Below are 17,537 nucleotides of genomic sequence, written 5' to 3'. Positions count from 1 at the left end.
AGCGCGACAATCAAAACAGGTAACATCTTCACAGCAAGCATTCCCGTACTGTCATGCGGCCAGGGCGGGACGGGCCAAGCCCCAAGCTGTCTCGGCTGACACGCAATTGAACTTTGAAGTTTCGATTTGATCCGGCTGCCACAGCTTCTTGGAACACAGCCTGAATGGGTGCGGACAATTCCTCTGCCCAATCGGTGTTTCCTTTGAACGTGATGCCCAGAACCCCGGCCACAATCTCAGGGCCAGTTGCCACGTTATCAATTAAAAGGCGGGCCAGAATCAGCTTAGGTGTCGGAAATGGCGACGGCAAGGCAATCCAAGTCTGACTGGCAGAAATAAAGCCAGTGAACATCCACCGCACATCTGCCAGCCCGCCCTTCCAGCTTGCCACAGTTGTGTCGCTGATCGTCCCCCAACTGGTCGTCAAGGTGATGGTGCCTGTGGAGGTTTCAGCCAGTGTTGAATTGTTTGGGTTGGTGCCGTTGGTTACATCACCAAGGCCAATGGTGTTCTTGGTTGCCAGCGCCCCTTGACCAATGATACCTGCCGCCGTGTTGCCGCCCGTCTGGTCCGCGTTGCGTTCAACAGGCCCCGGTGTGTAGGCGGTCAGAATTGATTGCTCAGCCGACGCGATGCGCAAGACTGGGCGAGCAAATCGCCCTTCGGTGTAGATTCCACCTGTGTTGACGAAATACACCGCAGTCAACGAGGCAATGGCGGCCCCGATGCCCGAGGGAACTGTGACGAACCCGCCAACCACATTGTCTGCATTGGAGTTCGCGACAACCGTTGCGCCAACAAACGAACCAGCCGCGTTAAACCAAGATACCTGTAGGCTTGAGGCAGGCGTGCAATTGGTGATCGATACGATGCCCGATGCTTCAAGGCGCTGCCCTTCTTGCACGGGCAGAGAGGCAGCCAACGCTTGGCCAATATTGAATTGAGCGCCTGCGGGCGGCGCAGAAGCCGCGCGCCGCAAAACCTGCGTAGCCCCAAGCGCTACAAACTTGCTGACCGTCCAAGTCCCTGCACTTGCGAAAAGTGCACCCCAAGTGCGATCAAAGTAAACGAATTCACTGTCGATCGCCTGATTGGCAAAGCCAGTCACTTGGCTGTTCAAGATAGGCGCGCCACCAATGCCCGTACCTGCCTGACCGGCGACCAATGGCGCTGTGACTTGAACCGCAGCATGCCAAGAAGCATCGAAGGCCCCGACCGAGCCATCCACATCCCGACCTGCCGCTCGCCAGCGATACCAGCCCGGCACCACTGCCTCACCAACCAAGAGCCCACGCGACAGATTGATGTTGCGGATCTGAGCGGCTGCCAACAAGGCGTTATCGTTTGCACTGGCCGGGCCCTGCAGCTGCACCACGCCTGAGCTCTGAGAAGCTGTGTCTGGAATCAAGAAAGTCAATTCGGGGTATTGTCCACCAGACCCGCCCGACACGACGCGCTGGCCAATGGTCACCGCTGGAACAGCCAACGCGCGCGAGAGCGAGGACGGGGTGAAGCCTGCGGCCGCACCAATTGCGGGCGGCGCGGCATCGATCGCGGAATCAATCTCGACCAAGCTGATCTGCGTTGTCAGCCCGTCTTGCTTGGCCATCAAGACGCTGCGCTGCACCATCCACCAACGGGTCGACAGATACGGCAGGGCGGGGTCCGGGGCGGTAACAACGTCGCCCGGCTCCAGCTCAACCAGCCAATGTGGCCCGGTGAAATCGCGCGCGCCCATTAATTGCATGCCGCGCGCGCGCCGGGTTGCAATGCGCCAAGCCTGATCCCGGTACGGCACAAACGACAGATCAAGCGGATCAGATCGCACACCGCCTTGGGCACTCACCCACGCCGGATCAGATGCTGCCGGCAATGGCGTGATCTGCCAGCCAAGCGCGGGATCTGGATAGGACGCAATCACCGTGTTGACGGCGGCATCAGGCCTTGCCCACGGGTCGTAACGATCAGAAGCAGACGCTTGCAGCGCCCCGGCTGGGATGTCCATGACGGGTGCCGGAACGTGGCCGGGGCGCAGATAGCCGCCCTCGCCCGAGCTGACCCATGACCCGGCACAGGCAGCTGCAAATCGCTCAATAATGGCGCGGCCATTCATGGTCGAGGTGACAACACCGCCAGCGCGATAACGTGGCTGGCCACTGACGAGCTCGTCACAGATGTTGGCCATGGCCGTCAGCTTGGCCAAAGGCCTGCGGCTGAAATCAAGACCTGGGCCGACGATTGGATCGGTCGAGCCCGGACTGAATTGAGCCGGGGCGCGCAGGAGGCTTAACGCATTCTCCAGAAGAACCACGGGGTTCTCACTGGGCTTCCAGGTTGTCACGTCCGTCAGGGACTGGGTTGCGTCGCGCCAGTCGTAAACCGGCGCGTTGCGGACCTCGACGCGCAAATCATCATTGTCTGGTGCCCCAGATTGGAAGGCATCGACGTCATACTCGCGCCGGATCAAGAGAGCAGAGACCCCGCGCAGCCTGTCGTCAGCTGTCCAAGAGCCGTTGGCATTGGCGTAAGAGATCAAGAGCGGGTCAGCTGCTTGGTTCCAGTCCCCCCGGATAAAGCGCATCCACACCCGCGCCGCACCTTGCTTGGATCTGTACTGATTGCAGGCAAACCAGCCCGTGTTGATGTCGCCCTCAAAGGTCAGTTCGCGGCCACGGACCCAGACCTTCTGCAATTGCGTCGGCCAATCGCTGACAACAATCACACGGGTGTTGAAACGGTTGTCATCGCCATCACCCGAAGCCCAGAGCGCGCATTCAGACCCTGCGACAATGGTCCACCCAAGTGCAATGGCGCGGGGTGTTGCCTCCCCCAATTGCCGCTGCTGCTCAACACCCGATGCTGCGCTATCGGCCCCCATCTTTGGTTTGGGCGAGAGAGCCTGAAAGGCCATCTGCGCCCCCACCGTTAAAACGGTTCGGATCAGAAAGCCTTTGATTGTGTTGGCAGCGGCTGCCTTGATGATAAAGGAAGCTGCAGCAGCGACCGGCCCCATCACACCGCCTCCTGCGTGGCAAAGCCGCGCCATGTGCCAGCCTGCGACACCAAAAGCTGCACGTCTTCAGAGATTAACCCACCGGGGCTGATGGCATCACCTTCCAGAACCGACCAAGCGCGCGCGGCATGAATGATGTAGACAGCCCCCATCACCCCCTCAGCGTCCGGCTCACGGGCCAGCACATCGCCCGAGCGCAGCTGGACCAGCGATGTTTCAGGATAGATGCGAGCCAATTGCCCCGTGATGCCGCCCATGCGGCGCAGAACACGCAACGCACCGCGCCGCGACGACCAGTTTATCCCTTTGGGCAAGGGGTCACGCGCGCCGATCCGAAGCAGCACGTCGCGCACAAAGCAAACGCAATCAGAGGCGCCAAACACGTGCCGCACGCCCTGCCATTGCCAAATCGCTTTGGGCAGGATTGCAAGATAATCGGGGTGCAAGCTCATCGCAGGGCCTCATCGGCAGCAATCGCGCGCTGGATCACACGGCCAATCAGATTGTTGGCGCGCGGCACAGTTGCAGCGGGCGCATCCTGTCCCCACCAAACCGAACCCGCCTGTGCTGAAGCCGCACCCGCCAGATGAAAGCCGCCGCCGCCTACCGGCCACATGCGGCGCTGATCAGAGTCCGACCGGGTTCGACCAGGCGCGCGGTCCAGAATGATGTCATCAGCCTCAATCTCAAGCTGCAGCTGGGCAGCTGCGCCGGGCTGTCGCAGCAATGGCGCACCGGCCAAGCGACCAATCAGGAACGGCGCTTGGAACACAGGAACGCCTGTGGCTGCATCAAAATAAAGCAGAAACATGTCCACCCGATCCCATTGCTTGGCCTCGGCATAAATCGTGGCCAAGAGAGTGGCCGCAGAGGGATCGTCAGGCGTGGCAAGGCCCGCACCATTGACCGTGATTGTCACCCCGTCGGCACTGGAACCAGCCGTCAGCGCGCGGGCTGAAATGGTCGCGATCTGGCCCGCGCCCAACCAGTTAAAGCCGTTCCAGACAATCGTGTCCTCATCATCGGTGAACCGATAGATGTTGGCCCCAAACGTGAATTGCACCAGCATCCGCAAGCCGATGTTGCGGCTGCGGAGCAGATTGCGCTGCGGTGTGGTGAGAGCCAGCGCCATCACAAGACCTCAATCGCGGTCAGCTCGATTGACACGGGCAGGGGGCCGGGGACCAGATCAACCCCCGCAGGCTCTTGACCAATCAGCTTGAAGACAGATGTTGCATTGTCGAAGCGGACGGCAGTGCCAACGGAAGCCGCGCGCGGTCTGGGAACAACCATGAATGTGGCTTGGCCGGAGGCATTGGCCACAACATCCGTGTCATTGACGATGCGATAAAGTCGCTGTTCGCCGCCGAAAGCATACGACAGAGCATCGCCCGGCTTGAAGATGGCACCGATGCTCAGACCACTCACTGTGATGTTATAGGTGCTGGCGGCAATGGAGACGATGCTGGCCTCAACACTGGTATTGGCCAGCCAGCCGCGTGTGGCGGTCAGCGCGTACTGCAGCGGCCTGCGCCGCAATGGATCAAAGCATCGGAAGCGACCACCCAAGGCAGCCAGCCGGGCCAGAAAGGCCCGGATGCGCCCGCCCTGTTCACCATCGCGATCACTCAACCGAACGCGCAGTATCCAGCGCGGCCCCGACAGATTGAGGGTCTGATCATACTCGAAGCTACGGGCTGGGTTTTCGGCATGGCCTGTCTGCAATTCGCACGACCCGCCCGAGACCCCCTGCCATGGCACGTTGATGATTTCCGTCATCGTCAGACCCTAAAAATAGCCACGTCGGCGGGCGTCGGAGTAAGCACCCAGTGCGCGACCTTCGATGGATTGATCCAGCTGATTGAGCCGCTGATCGTGCTGATCGAGCCGCTGAAAAATGATGTCGACGCCACCGTCTGCCCGAGGCTGGACGCTGGCAGGGGTTGGCGCATTGTAGATATTGACCTTGAGTGACCCTGAATTGCTGGGCTGGATGTAACCCGGCAGTGCGGGCACAAACCGCTCTGGTCCCCGCTCGCCGACAATGTAGCTGGCCCCTGCCATGACAGGCCCGCCCAGGGCGCGGCCGCCCCCAAACCAGTCGCCAGAGCCATTGCCACCACGCTTGATTGCGTCGAGCAGCGGCTTGATGATCCATTGGCGGATGGCCAAGCGGGTCAGCTCGGCAAGAATAGAGCGGGCCATGTCCGAAAAGGCCTGCTTCACAGACTTGGTGCCATCAATGATGGAGGTCAGGCCGTCTTCAAGACTTTGCAGACCGCCAACGGCAATGGATTCCAAGGAATCATTGATGTTGTCTCGCTCACGCTTCAGCGTATCCCCATACCGCTCCAGCGGGCTTTGGTTCTGCCGCTTGATGACTTCCTGTTGGGCAGCTTTGGCGGCCTCAACAGCTGCGCGCGCCAATGCCTTGGCCTCTTCAGATGCCTCAAGAGCTTCAATCTCTGCGAGCTGCCGGGCAGTGACCAGATCGAGGATCTTTATCTCAATTGCCAAAGCTTCTTGGCGGGTCTTGGCATTCTGTGAGGCGCTCTCAAGCATAGAGAGCTCTGCGTCTTCAATCAGGCGGCGAGAGGTCTCATCCCGCCGCTTCTGCTCTTCCAATTGTTGGCCAAGCTCTTCCCACGCCTCTGATGCAATCTTGGCCAAATCGGCTTGATAGGCGGTTTCGACCGCCACGCGCTTTTGCGCTTTGGTCGTTTCATCCAGTTCTTTGTCCGCATTGATTGCAGCAAGTGCCTGATCGCGCTCAAGTGTGACGCGCTGTTCTGAAATGGCGCGCCGTTCGGCAGATGATTTTGCCAAGGCTTCGGTTGCGCGCAGAATGTCGAGCTGCGCCCGGTCCATTTCACGCTGATTAAGCTCGCTACGACGCACGGCTTCAGCCGCATCACGAACCGCTTGGGCAGCCTCTCGTGCTGCCGATGAGTTACCCCGGTTACGGCCCGAGCCACCAGACCGCCCGCTACCAATGTCAATTCTTGGACCTTGATAGGACGCGGTGTTGCGCCGCCTGTTTTCCTGAATCACATCATCAATGAACTGAGAATCGCCACCGCCGCCGCCACGGCCGCCTTTTGGCATGCGGCGAACATCGCCTTGACTTGCCGCGACCATTTGTCCGGCCATCATGCCAATGCCTGGAAGCCCGGAAACGGCCATCCGCAAAGCCCAAGTTTTGTCCAGAGCTTTGCTTACCCATTCTAAAAGCATCAGGACTGGGGCAATTGCGTTAGCTGCAGCCTCACCGATGTCTGCCATGGCTTCGGCCAGCATCACAACGGCAGGCGCAGCTTGCCCGCGAATGCGGTCTGTCACAATCTCAAGACGGCGATTGGCGGCATCAAGTGCAGCAACCGTTTCTTTGTCGACCGTCACCCCCAGATCACTGGCCCGCTGCTCCAAATCGCCCAAGCCATCAGACCCCAGTCGCAGCAAGGGCAGAAGCTCTTTAATCCCAAGACGCTCAGCAATGCGGACGCGGGTGGCCTCGTCCTTGACACCCTCAAACCCCCTGACAATGGCGGGCAGGGCATCTTCCAGATTGTTCCAACTGCGCACGACCTCAGGATCGAGACCCAATTCCTTGAGCGCGGCGACTTGCTTGACGTCACCCAGCCCGGTCTTGAGCGCCCCAATCGTGCTGTTAAGGCCTGCCAATCCGGCATCAAGGTCTTGCGACGTGCCGCCGACCTCTTCCATCGCAAATCGCCACGCCTGCAAAGACTCGACATTGGTCTGGACTGCGTCGGCTGCATCGGTCAGATCGGCGGCCCAGGTCATGTATTCGCGCGCGGCGGTCATGCCTGCGGCCACAGCGGAGGCAACCAGCGCAAAGGCCCCAGCGGCAACAGCGCCAGCTGGACCCAGACCCCGCAAGGCAGCCGACACACCCGGAATGTCCTGCCCCAGCCCGTCCATGCGGCCTTTGAGATCATCGGCAGCAGCAGCCAGCGCCTTGGTTTCTGGCCGTGCGGCTTTGGCCGCAGCCTCAAGCTTTTTCATGGCGGACTGACCCGTGACGCCAAGCCCCTCCAAGGCCTTTTTGACGGCGTCGGCATTTTCTGCCTCAATCCGCAGCTTGATGTTGACGGGCTTAGCCATTCAGAAAGACCTCAGTGGCAGGATCAATCAGATCGTAGTTTTGAATGTTTGCGGCTTTGGGATCGGCCTTGCGGATCTGCGCAATCTGGGCAGCGGACTCGCGCTCAACACTGGCTTTCTTTCGGTAGGCAGAAAGCACTTGAAGCTCTGCATGCCGAACCAAACCCGGCGCGCGATCAAGGTGATCGGCCCCGTCCAGCATTGGCATCAGGGCGCCCCAGTTGACCCCTGAGAGTCCGTTCAGCCCGACTTGCCAAAGCCCCGGCGACATCAAGAGCGACATCAGCTTTTGGCCGAGACCTGTTCGAGGTCCGTCGCGGATGGGATCGGGCTTTGGGCCGCACCCCCAGAAGTGCTGGAGGGCGACCCCAATGCGTTTCCCTCAGCACTCCAGAATGCAGGCGGCGACATGGCCCAATCGGTCAGCTGGCGGGCGGCGTCGCGTTCCTGCATCATGATGGCAAAAAGGGATCGTGCGTCGGCTTTGAGTGGCGCACCCTTGTCGTCGGTAAAGCCCGAGAGCGCGGTTGCACAGCGGGCAGCCAGATGTGCGGCATAGAGGATTGAGGACAGCCCCATCAGGCCATGAAAGTCATCTGGAAAGGTGACAGGATCGATGAGACCATAATCAGCCAAAAGACCTTGACCGACGTCCATGTCGGCAATGTCACTGTGCTGGGCCGCGCGCGCCGCCTCTTCATCCACGACGTGAACCCCGCGCAGCGTGATCGACCCACCCTCAGCAAAGGTGAGGGTCGTGCTGTGCGCCAGTGCCGCTGCGCGCAAACGGGCAGCACTGGCAATTGAGCGAACCGACTTCATTAGGTCGTGTGCCAGAGTTCGGCGGCCAGCATGCCGACCGAGCCGGTCAGCGGGCTCTTGGCGTCAAACGAGCAGGTGACTGTCGCCGGACCATCACTGACTTCCAGATCCGGCACCATCACAAAGGCGCGCGGCAGGGTGAAGGTCAACCGCCGCTCATCAGTCGAGGATGGGCGGAATTGGAACGTCAAGGCCACAGACGTGGTGCTGCCGGCAAAAGCTGCGAGCTGGGCAGCATTGCGCAGCGCCAGACGGAATTCACCGCTGCAGGTCGTGATGCCGCCGACAGCGTCGGAGGTAAAGCGCGAGCCATTGGTTTCTTGGCGGCGAACAAAGTTGTTGGCAAAGTTCAGCGTGCCATCTTCAATCGGCACAGGGGTGCCATTGACAGTCATGGTCGAGGCCCAGCCCGGCACGTAGTAAGGCGTGGGACGCGCAGTTGGGCTGTTGGCAGGGGTCCAGGCGCCGGGATTGCGCAAGACTTCGCGGGCAATCATCGAGCAGTCCAAGCGCCGGATGCCATCGACCTTGCCCAGTGGCAGGCTGAAGCTGTCACATGCCACACCAGAGCAGCGACGGACCTCATCATTGAGGGTGTATTGCAGCGAGTCCGAACCCACGGCCCCGCCGCTCTGATAAGAGTTTTGCGTCAAGCCAGCGGTTGGACCTGAGCCTGCAACCTGAGTTGGATTGCCGAGGATCAGACGCAGCATCCAGTCAATGTTTTCCAGATCAAGCAGGATCGGCAAGGTGCCGACTGGGGCCAAAAGCGTCTGACCGATGAAGGTGGGATCGCGGCTGTTGACCCGCGCATCACCCACTTCCATGACGTCGGTCATGCCATCAATTGGGCCGAAGCTGAAGGGCGGGATAGCGGCGCGCTGAAAGCCAGTGCCGGTCGTTGGCGTGACCCCATAGGTCACCTCTGGAATCGTGACGATGCGCGCCAAAGCAGGTGTAAGCGCAGCAGCAATTTGGGACATGAAAGTGACCTTTCGGACCTGGGCGGGTTATGGAAATGGCGGCCCGGAGAACCGGACCGCCGCAGGAAGAGTGACGATGTGGTGCGGCTTAGAAGTGGATTTCGGCCACGGCGCGCGCGAAGCCGGGGTAATCGGCCAGATCGGCAGCGGGCACATAGGCAATGCCGCCAGTTGAGGACACGAGAACCATGGACCCATCATCTTGAATCGGGGCTGGAACACCCAGTTCCACTGCGCCCTTTGGCAGCTTATCGGCAGGCAGAGTGGCAATCTTTTGCTCAATGATGGCGCCGGTGTCAGGATCAGTCGTGATGGGGATCAAGACTGTGCGGTGATCGTCGAGCGCGTAGAGCTGCTTGGCCTCTTCCACAGAGGCGGCAATGGCAGCAATGGCTTCTGCATCAGCGGGGACATTGCTGGGATCGTTCTGTCTTTTGCGGGTCATGGGTCTCTCCAGTATCAGCCGATAGGGCTCGGCACGGCCATGAGAATGGTCACCGCCACCGAACAGGCGGAGACATTGGGAATGCTTGCTAGGATTGACCTGTCGGCTGCCAGAGCAAGCGGTTGATCAGCCATGCGGATGTAGGTTGTCCCTACCCCCGGAATGGCCAAAGCACGGGGCGGCCCGATAGCCGCAGCAATCTCAAGCAGGCCATCCTCAAACCGGTCACGACGTGGACTGGACGATTGACCGGGATCCGCGCCACGCCCGATCACGACCCACTCAATCATGCACTCAGCTTCCATGTGCCGGATCTCAATTGGCCCGCCGAGCTCTGAAAAAAGAAACCGGCCATCCATCGGGCGCAGGTTGAGCCAGGCTTCGGTGCGCGAGCCCTGAAAGGACAAGGCCAGATCAGTTGGCCGTGCGGTGTCTTCATCAAAGCACGGTTTAGGCAGAACCGAGCTTGGCAGAAGCTCTGCAGCAAGCAGAAGATCAAACACGGCTTTGTGCGCGAGGGCGTTTGGCGTCAGGGCCATAACTCAGGCATCCCTCATGACGCGCGTGAGAATCTTGACATAAATCTCCGGCCATTCGCGTTCAAAATTTGAGATGATCTGACGAGCGTTCAATCGAGGTGCCAAAGTCACTCTAGGCTCTACGACAAAGAAAGGCTGCCATTTAACGCCCGATTTAGCCATTACTCGCTGGCCAGTGTTTCGATCTGTTCGAACAAATGGCGAGATCAGTTTACCACTTTCTGCTGTACGCGCTCGAAAAAGCAAAAGCCAACCTGTGCCATCTTTCTGTGGCAACTCAAGCGGAGCACCATACCGCTGCACCATCTCTCTAACGAGACTTTTTCCCTTTGTTCTTTTCTTGTCGGCTGGCGTACCTGGAATTGGAATGTACAAAGCACCCGCTCTCCCACCCTCAATGTTGGCACCATACTCAAAGGACTCAACAATTTTGGGTGCTCGGGAGAAAACCAACCCGGCTGGATTGTTTGCCAGTCGGTTGCCAGCCGGATAAACTTCGCTGGCCCAAGTGTAATCCATTCTTTTACCAAATGCGCGGGCCACATCGGCGCGTAGGCGTTCCTTGAGGGCAATCACACCACCATTGATTGCTTGCTTAGAAGCAATCAGCGGCGCTTTTGCCAGCGCATCGCGGCGCGCTTCAAATCCGGACATATCAAGCTTGGCACGGATCATGCGCGGCAGGCCTCAAAGCGGACAAGCAAGCCATAAGGATCGTCGTCGGATACGGTGCGCGGCACCGTGTCGACCCGCCACGAACCAGCATAGGCAGCCGGTGCGGCAATCTGGATCAGGTCGTGCAAAGCCAGCGCACCAACCAGATCGGCGGCCAGAACCGCAGCATTCAGCCGATCATGGCGAATTGGCGTACTCATCAAGCTGGCCTCCTCTTGAGGCGCGGCTTCGACTTGAAGCAGGACGGCTTGGCCCGGCCCCACGCCCTGCGGCAGCCAAGTTGCCATGATCGAATCAAAGGCGATGCTGGCCTTTAAGATCCGTGCAGCAGCACTTGACATGCGGGACATGGAGCCGGAACCCTCAGGCTTAGACTGCGACGACGTTGATGCCGTCGAGGCAGACTTCGACAGTGGTGGCGTTGGCAGCCGCCGCCGCACCAGCTGCACCAATCAGGAACCGCCCTGCAAGCGAGCTGGTTTCAACCCGCTTTAAGGTGTTGTCCCACCACAGGCGTTGACCTTCGGTGATGGCTGTCGCGGTTGGCTTGGGCAGCGACACAATGCCGTTTCGAATGCCGCTGAATTGACGGCCGACTGCCGCTGAATCGACGGCAACGCAAAAGATGGTGCCAATGACATAGCCGACGCCCACCAGGACGCCACCTGCAGGCGCGGTCAAGGTGACGCGGTCGCCTGACCCTACATAGTTTCTCATGGATGTTTTCCTTGTTTAAGAAGAAAGAGGGAGAGGGGCTGCGCCCTTGCGCCGCAGCCCCATCAGTGGCTGGATTAGCCGGTTTGTTGGACAGCCCCGCGCCAATCGGTACAGGCGGCTGCGAAGACCAAGCGGGCCTTGACCTCGATGCCCGACACGCGGCCTGGGGGCAGCTCTTCGGTGACTAGACCGTCTTCACCTTCCAGATAGGAATAGATGAAGGCACCATACTCAGCAGGAACCAGACCGAACCAGTTTACAGCGCTGTTGTCGTCCAGCATTGGATCGATGATTGGCACGACGCTCTTGAGGTTGCCCAGCAACAGATCGTTGCGCGCGATGGCAGCACCATCGGCTTGCAGGCCGGTAATGGTCCCCGCAAACAGCTGATCCAAAGTGGTTTCGTGCGTGGTTGGTGCCAGCACGAAGGCGAACGGCAGATTGAGGCGATTGCCGCCCGATACGTTCTGCGCCGCATCGGTCTGCAAGCGCAGCGCCTGACGAACCGCGCCAAGGCGGGTCACGGTTGGCGCGCCTGGGCTTGTGGTGATGAGGTTACGGTGTGCGGCGTTGAACAGGCTTACACCATCGGCCATGGTTGGACCGGTTGGGGTGAACAGGCTGAAGAACACCCGACGTTCAGTTGCCAAGGCCATCGAGGCCACCAGAGGCGACACTGACTGGAACGCACCCAGATCGTCATTGACCAAAGCCTCATAAGTGATCGGAATGATTTCCTCATACTTTTGAACAGCATAGGTTTCTGGCAGCTCGACCATGTCCTTGCGCTTCGGCTCGGCACCTTGTGGCACCACCCGCATTTCACCGAGTCCGGACAGACCGATCACGGTTTGAGTGCGGAAATCTGCCACGGTGCGCTTCTGGGCAACCTGGCGATAGACAGCAGGCATAAACTCATAGAGCTCACGCAAGGTCCGGCTTAGCGCACCGCCCAGAAGATTGGGGAAGTCGCTGGTGGACAAGGCCGAACGGATTAGCTCTGCGCGGACCATGCCTCGGGTCTGACGACCTGCTTGCTTCAGGCACTCTTCAGCCAGTCGTTCGAACGACATGCCGCGGAACTCTCGGGCGGCCGCCAGCTGTTGCTCAGTGCGATTGTTGGCCAGATTTGGCGTGGCGCGCAGGATCAGACCGTCGATTGCCCGCGAGCGGAAGGTGTCGCGCTCATCCGTGATCACGCGGGCCGAAGTGCCCGCAGGGGCTTGGCGCTGGACTGACGCAACTGCATTGAGGATCGAGGCGCGAACCTGATCAGCGGTGACATTGGCTTGGCGCATGACACGCTCAGCCTCTGGCGCAACGCCCAGCCGCTCAGCCAAGCTGCGCAGCTCCAGCACCAGATTGACATTCAAGCCGCCGTCGGCACCAGCTTCCACCGAACCCGAGGCACCCTGAACCGTGGTTGGGGTGCCGGTAGCAGGTGCTGGATCAGCCGAACCACCTGCATCGCCGCCTGCACCAGCAGGGTCGTTGCGGGTTTGCAGAGGGGCAGGCTGCACAGATTGTGCTGGGGTTGGGGCAGGTGACCCCGCCTCACGGTTCTGACTGGCCAGTGCTTGACGAACCGCCAATGGCATGTGGGCCAGATTGGTCGCAGGCGCGGGCGCAGATGCGGCATCAGCCTGATTGGCCTGACGCAGCAAGGGGACAGCCGCCAGCGCCACAGCACCGGACGACAAGATAGACGTTCTTTTCATGGTCGATTGACCTCCGTTTCGCCAAGGTTTGCGGGATTGCGAGGGCTGGCGAGCCCTTTGAGTTACTCGCAGCGCGAGAATGCGGTTGGATCGGCGGGGACCAGCACGAAACTGACTTCTTGCAGAACCCAGCGGGTGATGCGGACGACGGGATAACCGTCGACAAGCTGGTCTTCAGCCACGGCTTCAAGCGGCTCGTAACCGATTGAAACCGCGCGCAAGGTGCGTTCACCATTGACGCGGCGGGCCATGTCGGCCCCCATTGGCCCGGTATCGAAGCGACCGGACACAATCAGCTCAGCCCCCTCGATCCGGGCTTGGTCGACCAGACCCAGATGGGATTCCAGAACAGACCAACGGCTGTGATTGGACAGAAGCGGGCAAACGCCATTGGTGACCCGCGACAGGTCAATGGCTTCTGCGCTGATGTCGAGGATTTCCCAGTACGAGCCCTCCCACGTGTGCCGCAGCACAGGGAAAGGCGAGGCGGCTGCCGCCTCAAACGTCATCAAGACACCTTCGGCAGCTGGAGCCACCATGTCATCGAGGTAGCGAACCCGCGCACCAAGAGCGAATGGACGCGGCTGGGCGTTCCGCTGCCAATCGGCAGCAGGCGAAAAGGTCATGTTGTGCACATTAGCCCCCTTGTGGGATCTGAAGGATTTCCGATGGCTGCAAGCCACCCGATCCAGCCGTGCGGCGTGGATCTGTGTCGAGAACGATACCGGCCTGATCGAGGGCTTGTTGAGCCCGCTTGATCTCGTCGACCTGGTCTTCCAACGTCGTGCCCCGGCTGCCCAAAGCGTCAGAGTATGACGTCAGACCAGCGCGGATTTCTGAAACTTCAGCGGCGACATCCTTAAGCGGGTCGACATTTGGCGACCGGGGCGGATTGTAGACCGCCGCACAATCAGCCACGATTGCAGCCAAGCGCGCATCCGAGCCGCGCAGCTGCAAAGAAGCAATTTGCATCTGCTTTTGCCAAGCGGGGCGGATCATCCGGGGAATCAACACAAGCCACTGCCAGACGCCCAGCAAGGCGTCATAATCCAGCTTGGAGGCCCGCAAACTGGAGTAGTTTGCCTTTGACACATCCCCCGTAAGCACGTGGCGCGGGACGCCAAACCCAGCCGCAACGGCAGTCAACTCAAACTCCATTTGCTGGATGAGCTGCACCCCGAGGCCACCGGGCGTGAACGGCTCTATGCTTTCACCGGGGTTTCCGGTCCACACAAAGCCGGGCGACAGGCTGACATTGCGGTCTTGGCCATCACCCTCTTCAGGCCCCAATGGGCGGGCGGAAGGATCGTCATTGCCATCCACTTTGACGACCATGCCGACCAAGGACTGCATCAAGGCAGCTTGAGCCCCGGATTCTGAGAGGTCACCCAGAAGACCCAGTTTCATGGCCACGGGTGCAAAAGCCGACATGCCCCGGACCTGACCTGGACGCAGGGGTTGATAAATGTGGTTGATCTGGCTGGCTGAAATGCGGGTGCTTTGCCGAAGGCCGACAACCAGATCGCCGGGATGATGATCAAACAAATGATAGGCGACCCGGCCCACTCCAGGGGAAAACTCAACACCCGACACGGCAAGATTGCCTTCCTCGACTTGCGTGGGCTTTGAGCTCAACATGCTCGAGACCGCATTATCGAGATAATCGCCTTCAAGAACCTCAACCGTGCCAAACGGCACATTGCCGCGTGGACCCCACTTGAGTAAGGCTTCGCCAGACTCACGGAAGGCGCGCGCTGCCAAGTTTTGCAACCCATACCAATCACCCCCGGTGATGGGATCGCAGGTGTCGGCAAAGCGCGCGAAAGCATCATTGCAAATCGTTTGGATTCGCTCGCGCTCCGACGCATCGAGCACACGGCCATCCACGACAAGCGGGGCTCGGGCGCGGGCCATAATGCCCGTACCAACCAGATGCGCGGCCGATTTTTCGACTGCTGATGCTGCCCACGGGTTGTCGCGGACAAGACGGCGGGCTTCGTTGCGCACTTTTGCCAGATCGGCATGAATTTCTTTGTTGGCACTGGCCGAGTTGGCGCGCTGGCCATTGATCCCAGCCTTGGGCTTTGCCGCCGCATAAGACCGCGCCATCTGATTGAAGCGCGCATGAGCTTGCAGACGTCTTGAAGCAGCCTCAGGTGAGATATGCGCAAGCGCGCGCGTGAACCAACCGACTTGGGCCGCCATTACATCAACACCGTGGTTTTGATGATGCGCGACCGCTGCACCCCATTGCTGGACAAGCGCCCCAGATCACCGCGCAGCACGTCGCGCGCGCGGATCAGCTCATCGATCGAGCGATACTCCACGGTGCGGCCCGCGTAGGAAACTTTGAGCTCACCGGAGGCAATGGCAGCGGTGAGCGCATCAATCCCGGCATTCAATTCAGCTTCGGTCAAAGAAACCTCCGATCTTGGTCAGCTTGCGACGGGGCGGCTTGGCCGGAGCCGCGCCGGGATTAAGGGGAATGACAACCGGGGCAGGGGGTGCCTCGCCTTGAGCCATCATCAGTTCGAGCATGGGCGGCGCTTCAGCGGCCTCGACCGGACGTGCGCGCGCAATGAATTCACGTTGCCACCGCTCAGCATCCCAGACCCGAGTCTGGTGCCAGTTCAGGGCCATGGCCATGCGGGCCAAGTCCAATTGCTCATTGGCTTGGCCCGCCTTGCGCTCCCACGTGCCGCGCCCCCCTGGACGCGCCGAGGGTGTATAGACCTCGGCGGTGAGCTGCTTGACATGCTCCAGCGATGTTTCGGCGGTCAGATAAAGACCGCCTGCCTGAAACTCTTGTTCTTCAGCGGCTTGAATGGACAGGCGAAGGCCTGATGCAATCAAACTCTTGGTTTCGCCATTGGCGAGAAAGTAGAGGTTGGTCGAAACCGTGCGACCAGCCAGCTTGGCCCGCGCCACTTTGGGCGCGCGCCACAGATAAGACGCCTGCGGCTGAACCCCTGTGTCCCCCTTAATGGCGTAAAGACCCGGCCGCCGCCCCACAAAGCCATAAACTTGCGGGGTGACCCCCTCTTGCCCGCCTGAATCGATGGCAACGCCATCCGCAGCCAGGTCGATCAGATGATCTGACGGCCACTTGCGCGGAATCACGTCGGCATCGAGCTTTGACCAGACCGCGCGGCGGGTTGGATCGCCCTCGATCTCGCCCCAATCAATGCGAGCCCCGGTATCATTGGGTCCCCAAGCCCACGCCGCCCATTCCAGCCGGTTTCCCTGAACGTCGACCGCCAAAGTCAAGCGGCAGGCCCAGCGCGGAATGCGACCGCGCGGAGGCGTAAACTTGCCGACGCAGGCATGAAGCAGATCCGCGTCAGCCGATTCCGTGTCTGGGTTCCAAGCACGGCCCAGCTTTTGCTGGCTGAACACTTTTTTCTTGGCGGTGTCGCCTTTTTCGGCATCGCGACCTTCCGCCATCAGCTTTGACCACGGTTTGAAGGCCGAGATCAGCTGGTTGAATGTAAAACTTGGGTCCCTGCCGGCAGATGTGCGCTGGTGCCAGCGATCGATTTCCGCGTCAGGGATGATTTCAGGCGGGCTTGGGTTTCTTGGATCCTCTTGCCCTTCATCATCCAGCACTTTGTAGGTCTTGATCCACTTGCCATTGGCGCGGATTTTGTTCTTCTGCCCTTCCGGGATCGGATAGCCGCAGCTTCGGCACACCAGATGCGGGTTGCCATCAATCTCTGTCAGGTCTTCAAACCGCCAATCAGTCCAATCGGTGCACTGGGGGCACTGATGGAACCGCACCCGATAATCACCTGCCTCAAGCATCTGGGTGATTTTGCAATCGGGCAGGTCTTTTGGCGTCGAGGTCCACAAGAATTTGGCGTTGTATTGCGCGTCTGCGCGGGTGCGCATCTGCTCAACCGGGGATCCGCGACCACCAACATCAAGCGGCCACTCTGCGACCTCATCTCCCCAGCCCTTGCGGTTCGACTTGGCCTGCAGCCCGCGAGAGCTGGAAGCGGTGACCATGGCGATTGAGCCGCCCTTGAACCGCTTTGATGTGGCGTTTGAGCCCTGCGCGCTCTTTTCAACAATGCCAAAGACCCGCCGCTTCAACTCCGGGGAATCATCGATCATTCCCTGAAACTTGGTGCCGGTGAATTCGCGCAAATCCCCAATCGTGGAAGTGGCGAAAATGAACCCACACGGATCGTCTAAGATCGTGTGGGCCATGAAGTTGAGGCCCACTTCTGTCTTGAACAGCTGGGCGGCACCGCACACGACCACATTGGTGGCAGGGTGGGTTTCGTCCAGGCAGTCCATAATCTCAACCGCCTCGGGATAGACGGCGTTATCCCAAAGGCCAGGTCGACTGGAGCCCGACGCCGCACCCACATGTCGGGCTTGGGCTACGCAGTCGGCAATCCGTCGAAACGGGGCGGGTGCAGCCACCTGGGCCAGCGCGCCAAACACGACTTGGGCTGCGCTGGCGGTGCCAGCGACGGACAAAAGCGCGGATGCCAT

Annotated in this window: 18 protein-coding genes; all 18 read right to left on the bottom strand. The window is 60.2% G+C overall.

Going from position 1 to position 17,537, the window contains the following annotated elements; translation table 11 throughout:
- Positions 1-28 precede the first annotated feature (28 nt).
- The 18 genes from PbB2_RS00500 to PbB2_RS00415 all read right to left on the bottom strand — a co-directional run bounded on the left by PbB2_RS00500 (position 29) and on the right by PbB2_RS00415 (position 17,537).
- Positions 29-3,013 (bottom strand): phage tail protein, encoded by a 2,985-nt coding sequence (locus PbB2_RS00500; RefSeq protein ID WP_192576086.1) that lies wholly within the window; start codon positions 3,011-3,013, stop codon positions 29-31.
- A complete protein-coding gene (locus PbB2_RS00495) occupies positions 3,013-3,465 on the bottom strand; it encodes a DUF6950 family protein (protein WP_108983337.1) in 453 nt (150 codons plus the stop codon). The genes PbB2_RS00500 and PbB2_RS00495 overlap by 1 nt, the downstream gene beginning before the upstream one ends.
- Positions 3,462-4,145, bottom strand: a complete 684-nt coding sequence (locus PbB2_RS00490) for a hypothetical protein (protein ID WP_108983336.1) — start codon at positions 4,143-4,145, stop codon at positions 3,462-3,464. Before PbB2_RS00490 ends, PbB2_RS00495 begins: the two co-directional genes overlap by 4 nt.
- Positions 4,145-4,792, bottom strand: coding sequence for a hypothetical protein (locus PbB2_RS00485; protein WP_108983335.1), 648 nt, complete (start codon positions 4,790-4,792; stop codon positions 4,145-4,147). Before PbB2_RS00485 ends, PbB2_RS00490 begins: the two co-directional genes overlap by 1 nt.
- 9 nt (positions 4,793-4,801) lie before the next feature.
- A complete protein-coding gene (locus PbB2_RS00480; RefSeq protein ID WP_108983334.1) occupies positions 4,802-7,138 on the bottom strand; it encodes a phage tail tape measure C-terminal domain-containing protein in 2,337 nt (778 codons plus the stop codon).
- Positions 7,131-7,346, bottom strand: coding sequence for a hypothetical protein (locus PbB2_RS00475; protein WP_133245665.1), 216 nt, complete (start codon positions 7,344-7,346; stop codon positions 7,131-7,133). Before PbB2_RS00475 ends, PbB2_RS00480 begins: the two co-directional genes overlap by 8 nt.
- A gap of 74 nt (positions 7,347-7,420) precedes the next feature.
- The gene (locus PbB2_RS00470) at positions 7,421-7,960 is read right to left on the bottom strand and encodes a hypothetical protein (RefSeq protein ID WP_108983332.1); all 540 of its coding nucleotides are present in this window, start codon (positions 7,958-7,960) and stop codon (positions 7,421-7,423) included.
- Positions 7,960-8,943 carry a phage tail tube protein gene (locus PbB2_RS00465; protein WP_108983331.1) on the bottom strand — a complete coding sequence of 328 codons (984 nt, stop codon included), beginning with the start codon at positions 8,941-8,943 and terminating at the stop codon, positions 7,960-7,962. Before PbB2_RS00465 ends, PbB2_RS00470 begins: the two co-directional genes overlap by 1 nt.
- Before the next feature lie 88 nt (positions 8,944-9,031).
- Positions 9,032-9,388 carry a hypothetical protein gene (locus PbB2_RS00460; RefSeq protein ID WP_108983330.1) on the bottom strand — a complete coding sequence of 119 codons (357 nt, stop codon included), beginning with the start codon at positions 9,386-9,388 and terminating at the stop codon, positions 9,032-9,034.
- Positions 9,389-9,402: 14 nt separating this feature from the next.
- Complete coding sequence (locus tag PbB2_RS00455; protein WP_108983329.1) at positions 9,403-9,927, bottom strand: hypothetical protein; 525 nt, start codon at positions 9,925-9,927, stop codon at positions 9,403-9,405.
- Between the two features lie 3 nt (positions 9,928-9,930).
- Entirely contained in the window at positions 9,931-10,602 is a 672-nt protein-coding gene (locus PbB2_RS00450; protein ID WP_108983328.1) for a DUF6441 family protein, read from the bottom strand.
- Positions 10,599-10,952 carry a hypothetical protein gene (locus PbB2_RS00445; RefSeq protein WP_133245664.1) on the bottom strand — a complete coding sequence of 118 codons (354 nt, stop codon included), beginning with the start codon at positions 10,950-10,952 and terminating at the stop codon, positions 10,599-10,601. Before PbB2_RS00445 ends, PbB2_RS00450 begins: the two co-directional genes overlap by 4 nt.
- 19 nt (positions 10,953-10,971) lie before the next feature.
- Positions 10,972-11,319 carry a capsid cement protein gene (locus PbB2_RS00440; protein WP_108983326.1) on the bottom strand — a complete coding sequence of 116 codons (348 nt, stop codon included), beginning with the start codon at positions 11,317-11,319 and terminating at the stop codon, positions 10,972-10,974.
- A 74-nt stretch (positions 11,320-11,393) separates the two neighbouring features.
- Positions 11,394-13,037 (bottom strand): phage major capsid protein, encoded by a 1,644-nt coding sequence (locus tag PbB2_RS00435; protein ID WP_108983325.1) that lies wholly within the window; start codon positions 13,035-13,037, stop codon positions 11,394-11,396.
- Between the two features lie 62 nt (positions 13,038-13,099).
- Entirely contained in the window at positions 13,100-13,663 is a 564-nt protein-coding gene (locus tag PbB2_RS00430) for an HK97 family phage prohead protease (RefSeq protein WP_108983324.1), read from the bottom strand.
- Positions 13,664-13,673: 10 nt separating this feature from the next.
- Positions 13,674-15,146, bottom strand: a complete 1,473-nt coding sequence (locus tag PbB2_RS00425; protein WP_238164782.1) for a phage portal protein — start codon at positions 15,144-15,146, stop codon at positions 13,674-13,676.
- 95 nt (positions 15,147-15,241) lie between these two features.
- Positions 15,242-15,454, bottom strand: a complete 213-nt coding sequence (locus PbB2_RS00420; protein WP_238164781.1) for a phage head-tail joining protein — start codon at positions 15,452-15,454, stop codon at positions 15,242-15,244.
- Positions 15,441-17,537: a terminase gpA endonuclease subunit gene (locus tag PbB2_RS00415; protein WP_108983321.1), complete on the bottom strand. Its 2,097-nt coding sequence runs from the start codon at positions 17,535-17,537 to the stop codon at positions 15,441-15,443. Before PbB2_RS00415 ends, PbB2_RS00420 begins: the two co-directional genes overlap by 14 nt.

This window comes from Candidatus Phycosocius bacilliformis, assembly GCF_003112735.1.
Taxonomy (GTDB): Bacteria; Pseudomonadota; Alphaproteobacteria; order Caulobacterales; family Aquidulcibacteraceae; genus Aquidulcibacter; species Aquidulcibacter bacilliformis.
This window is presented reverse-complemented; position numbering and strand designations above follow the sequence as displayed.

Coding starts and splice junctions, on each gene's coding strand:
- PbB2_RS00500 (WP_192576086.1), bottom strand. CDS start 3,013: ATGGGGCCGGTCGCTGCTGCAGCTTCCTTTATCATCAAGGCAGCCGCT.
- PbB2_RS00495 (WP_108983337.1), bottom strand. CDS start 3,465: ATGAGCTTGCACCCCGATTATCTTGCAATCCTGCCCAAAGCGATTTGG.
- PbB2_RS00490 (WP_108983336.1), bottom strand. CDS start 4,145: ATGGCGCTGGCTCTCACCACACCGCAGCGCAATCTGCTCCGCAGCCGC.
- PbB2_RS00485 (WP_108983335.1), bottom strand. CDS start 4,792: ATGACGGAAATCATCAACGTGCCATGGCAGGGGGTCTCGGGCGGGTCG.
- PbB2_RS00480 (WP_108983334.1), bottom strand. CDS start 7,138: ATGGCTAAGCCCGTCAACATCAAGCTGCGGATTGAGGCAGAAAATGCC.
- PbB2_RS00475 (WP_133245665.1), bottom strand. CDS start 7,346: ATGCCAATGCTGGACGGGGCCGATCACCTTGATCGCGCGCCGGGTTTG.
- PbB2_RS00470 (WP_108983332.1), bottom strand. CDS start 7,960: ATGAAGTCGGTTCGCTCAATTGCCAGTGCTGCCCGTTTGCGCGCAGCG.
- PbB2_RS00465 (WP_108983331.1), bottom strand. CDS start 8,943: ATGTCCCAAATTGCTGCTGCGCTTACACCTGCTTTGGCGCGCATCGTC.
- PbB2_RS00460 (WP_108983330.1), bottom strand. CDS start 9,388: ATGACCCGCAAAAGACAGAACGATCCCAGCAATGTCCCCGCTGATGCA.
- PbB2_RS00455 (WP_108983329.1), bottom strand. CDS start 9,927: ATGGCCCTGACGCCAAACGCCCTCGCGCACAAAGCCGTGTTTGATCTT.
- PbB2_RS00450 (WP_108983328.1), bottom strand. CDS start 10,602: ATGATCCGTGCCAAGCTTGATATGTCCGGATTTGAAGCGCGCCGCGAT.
- PbB2_RS00445 (WP_133245664.1), bottom strand. CDS start 10,952: ATGTCCCGCATGTCAAGTGCTGCTGCACGGATCTTAAAGGCCAGCATC.
- PbB2_RS00440 (WP_108983326.1), bottom strand. CDS start 11,319: ATGAGAAACTATGTAGGGTCAGGCGACCGCGTCACCTTGACCGCGCCT.
- PbB2_RS00435 (WP_108983325.1), bottom strand. CDS start 13,037: ATGAAAAGAACGTCTATCTTGTCGTCCGGTGCTGTGGCGCTGGCGGCT.
- PbB2_RS00430 (WP_108983324.1), bottom strand. CDS start 13,663: ATGACCTTTTCGCCTGCTGCCGATTGGCAGCGGAACGCCCAGCCGCGT.
- PbB2_RS00425 (WP_238164782.1), bottom strand. CDS start 15,146: ATGGCGCGGTCTTATGCGGCGGCAAAGCCCAAGGCTGGGATCAATGGC.
- PbB2_RS00415 (WP_108983321.1), bottom strand. CDS start 17,537: ATGGCATCCGCGCTTTTGTCCGTCGCTGGCACCGCCAGCGCAGCCCAA.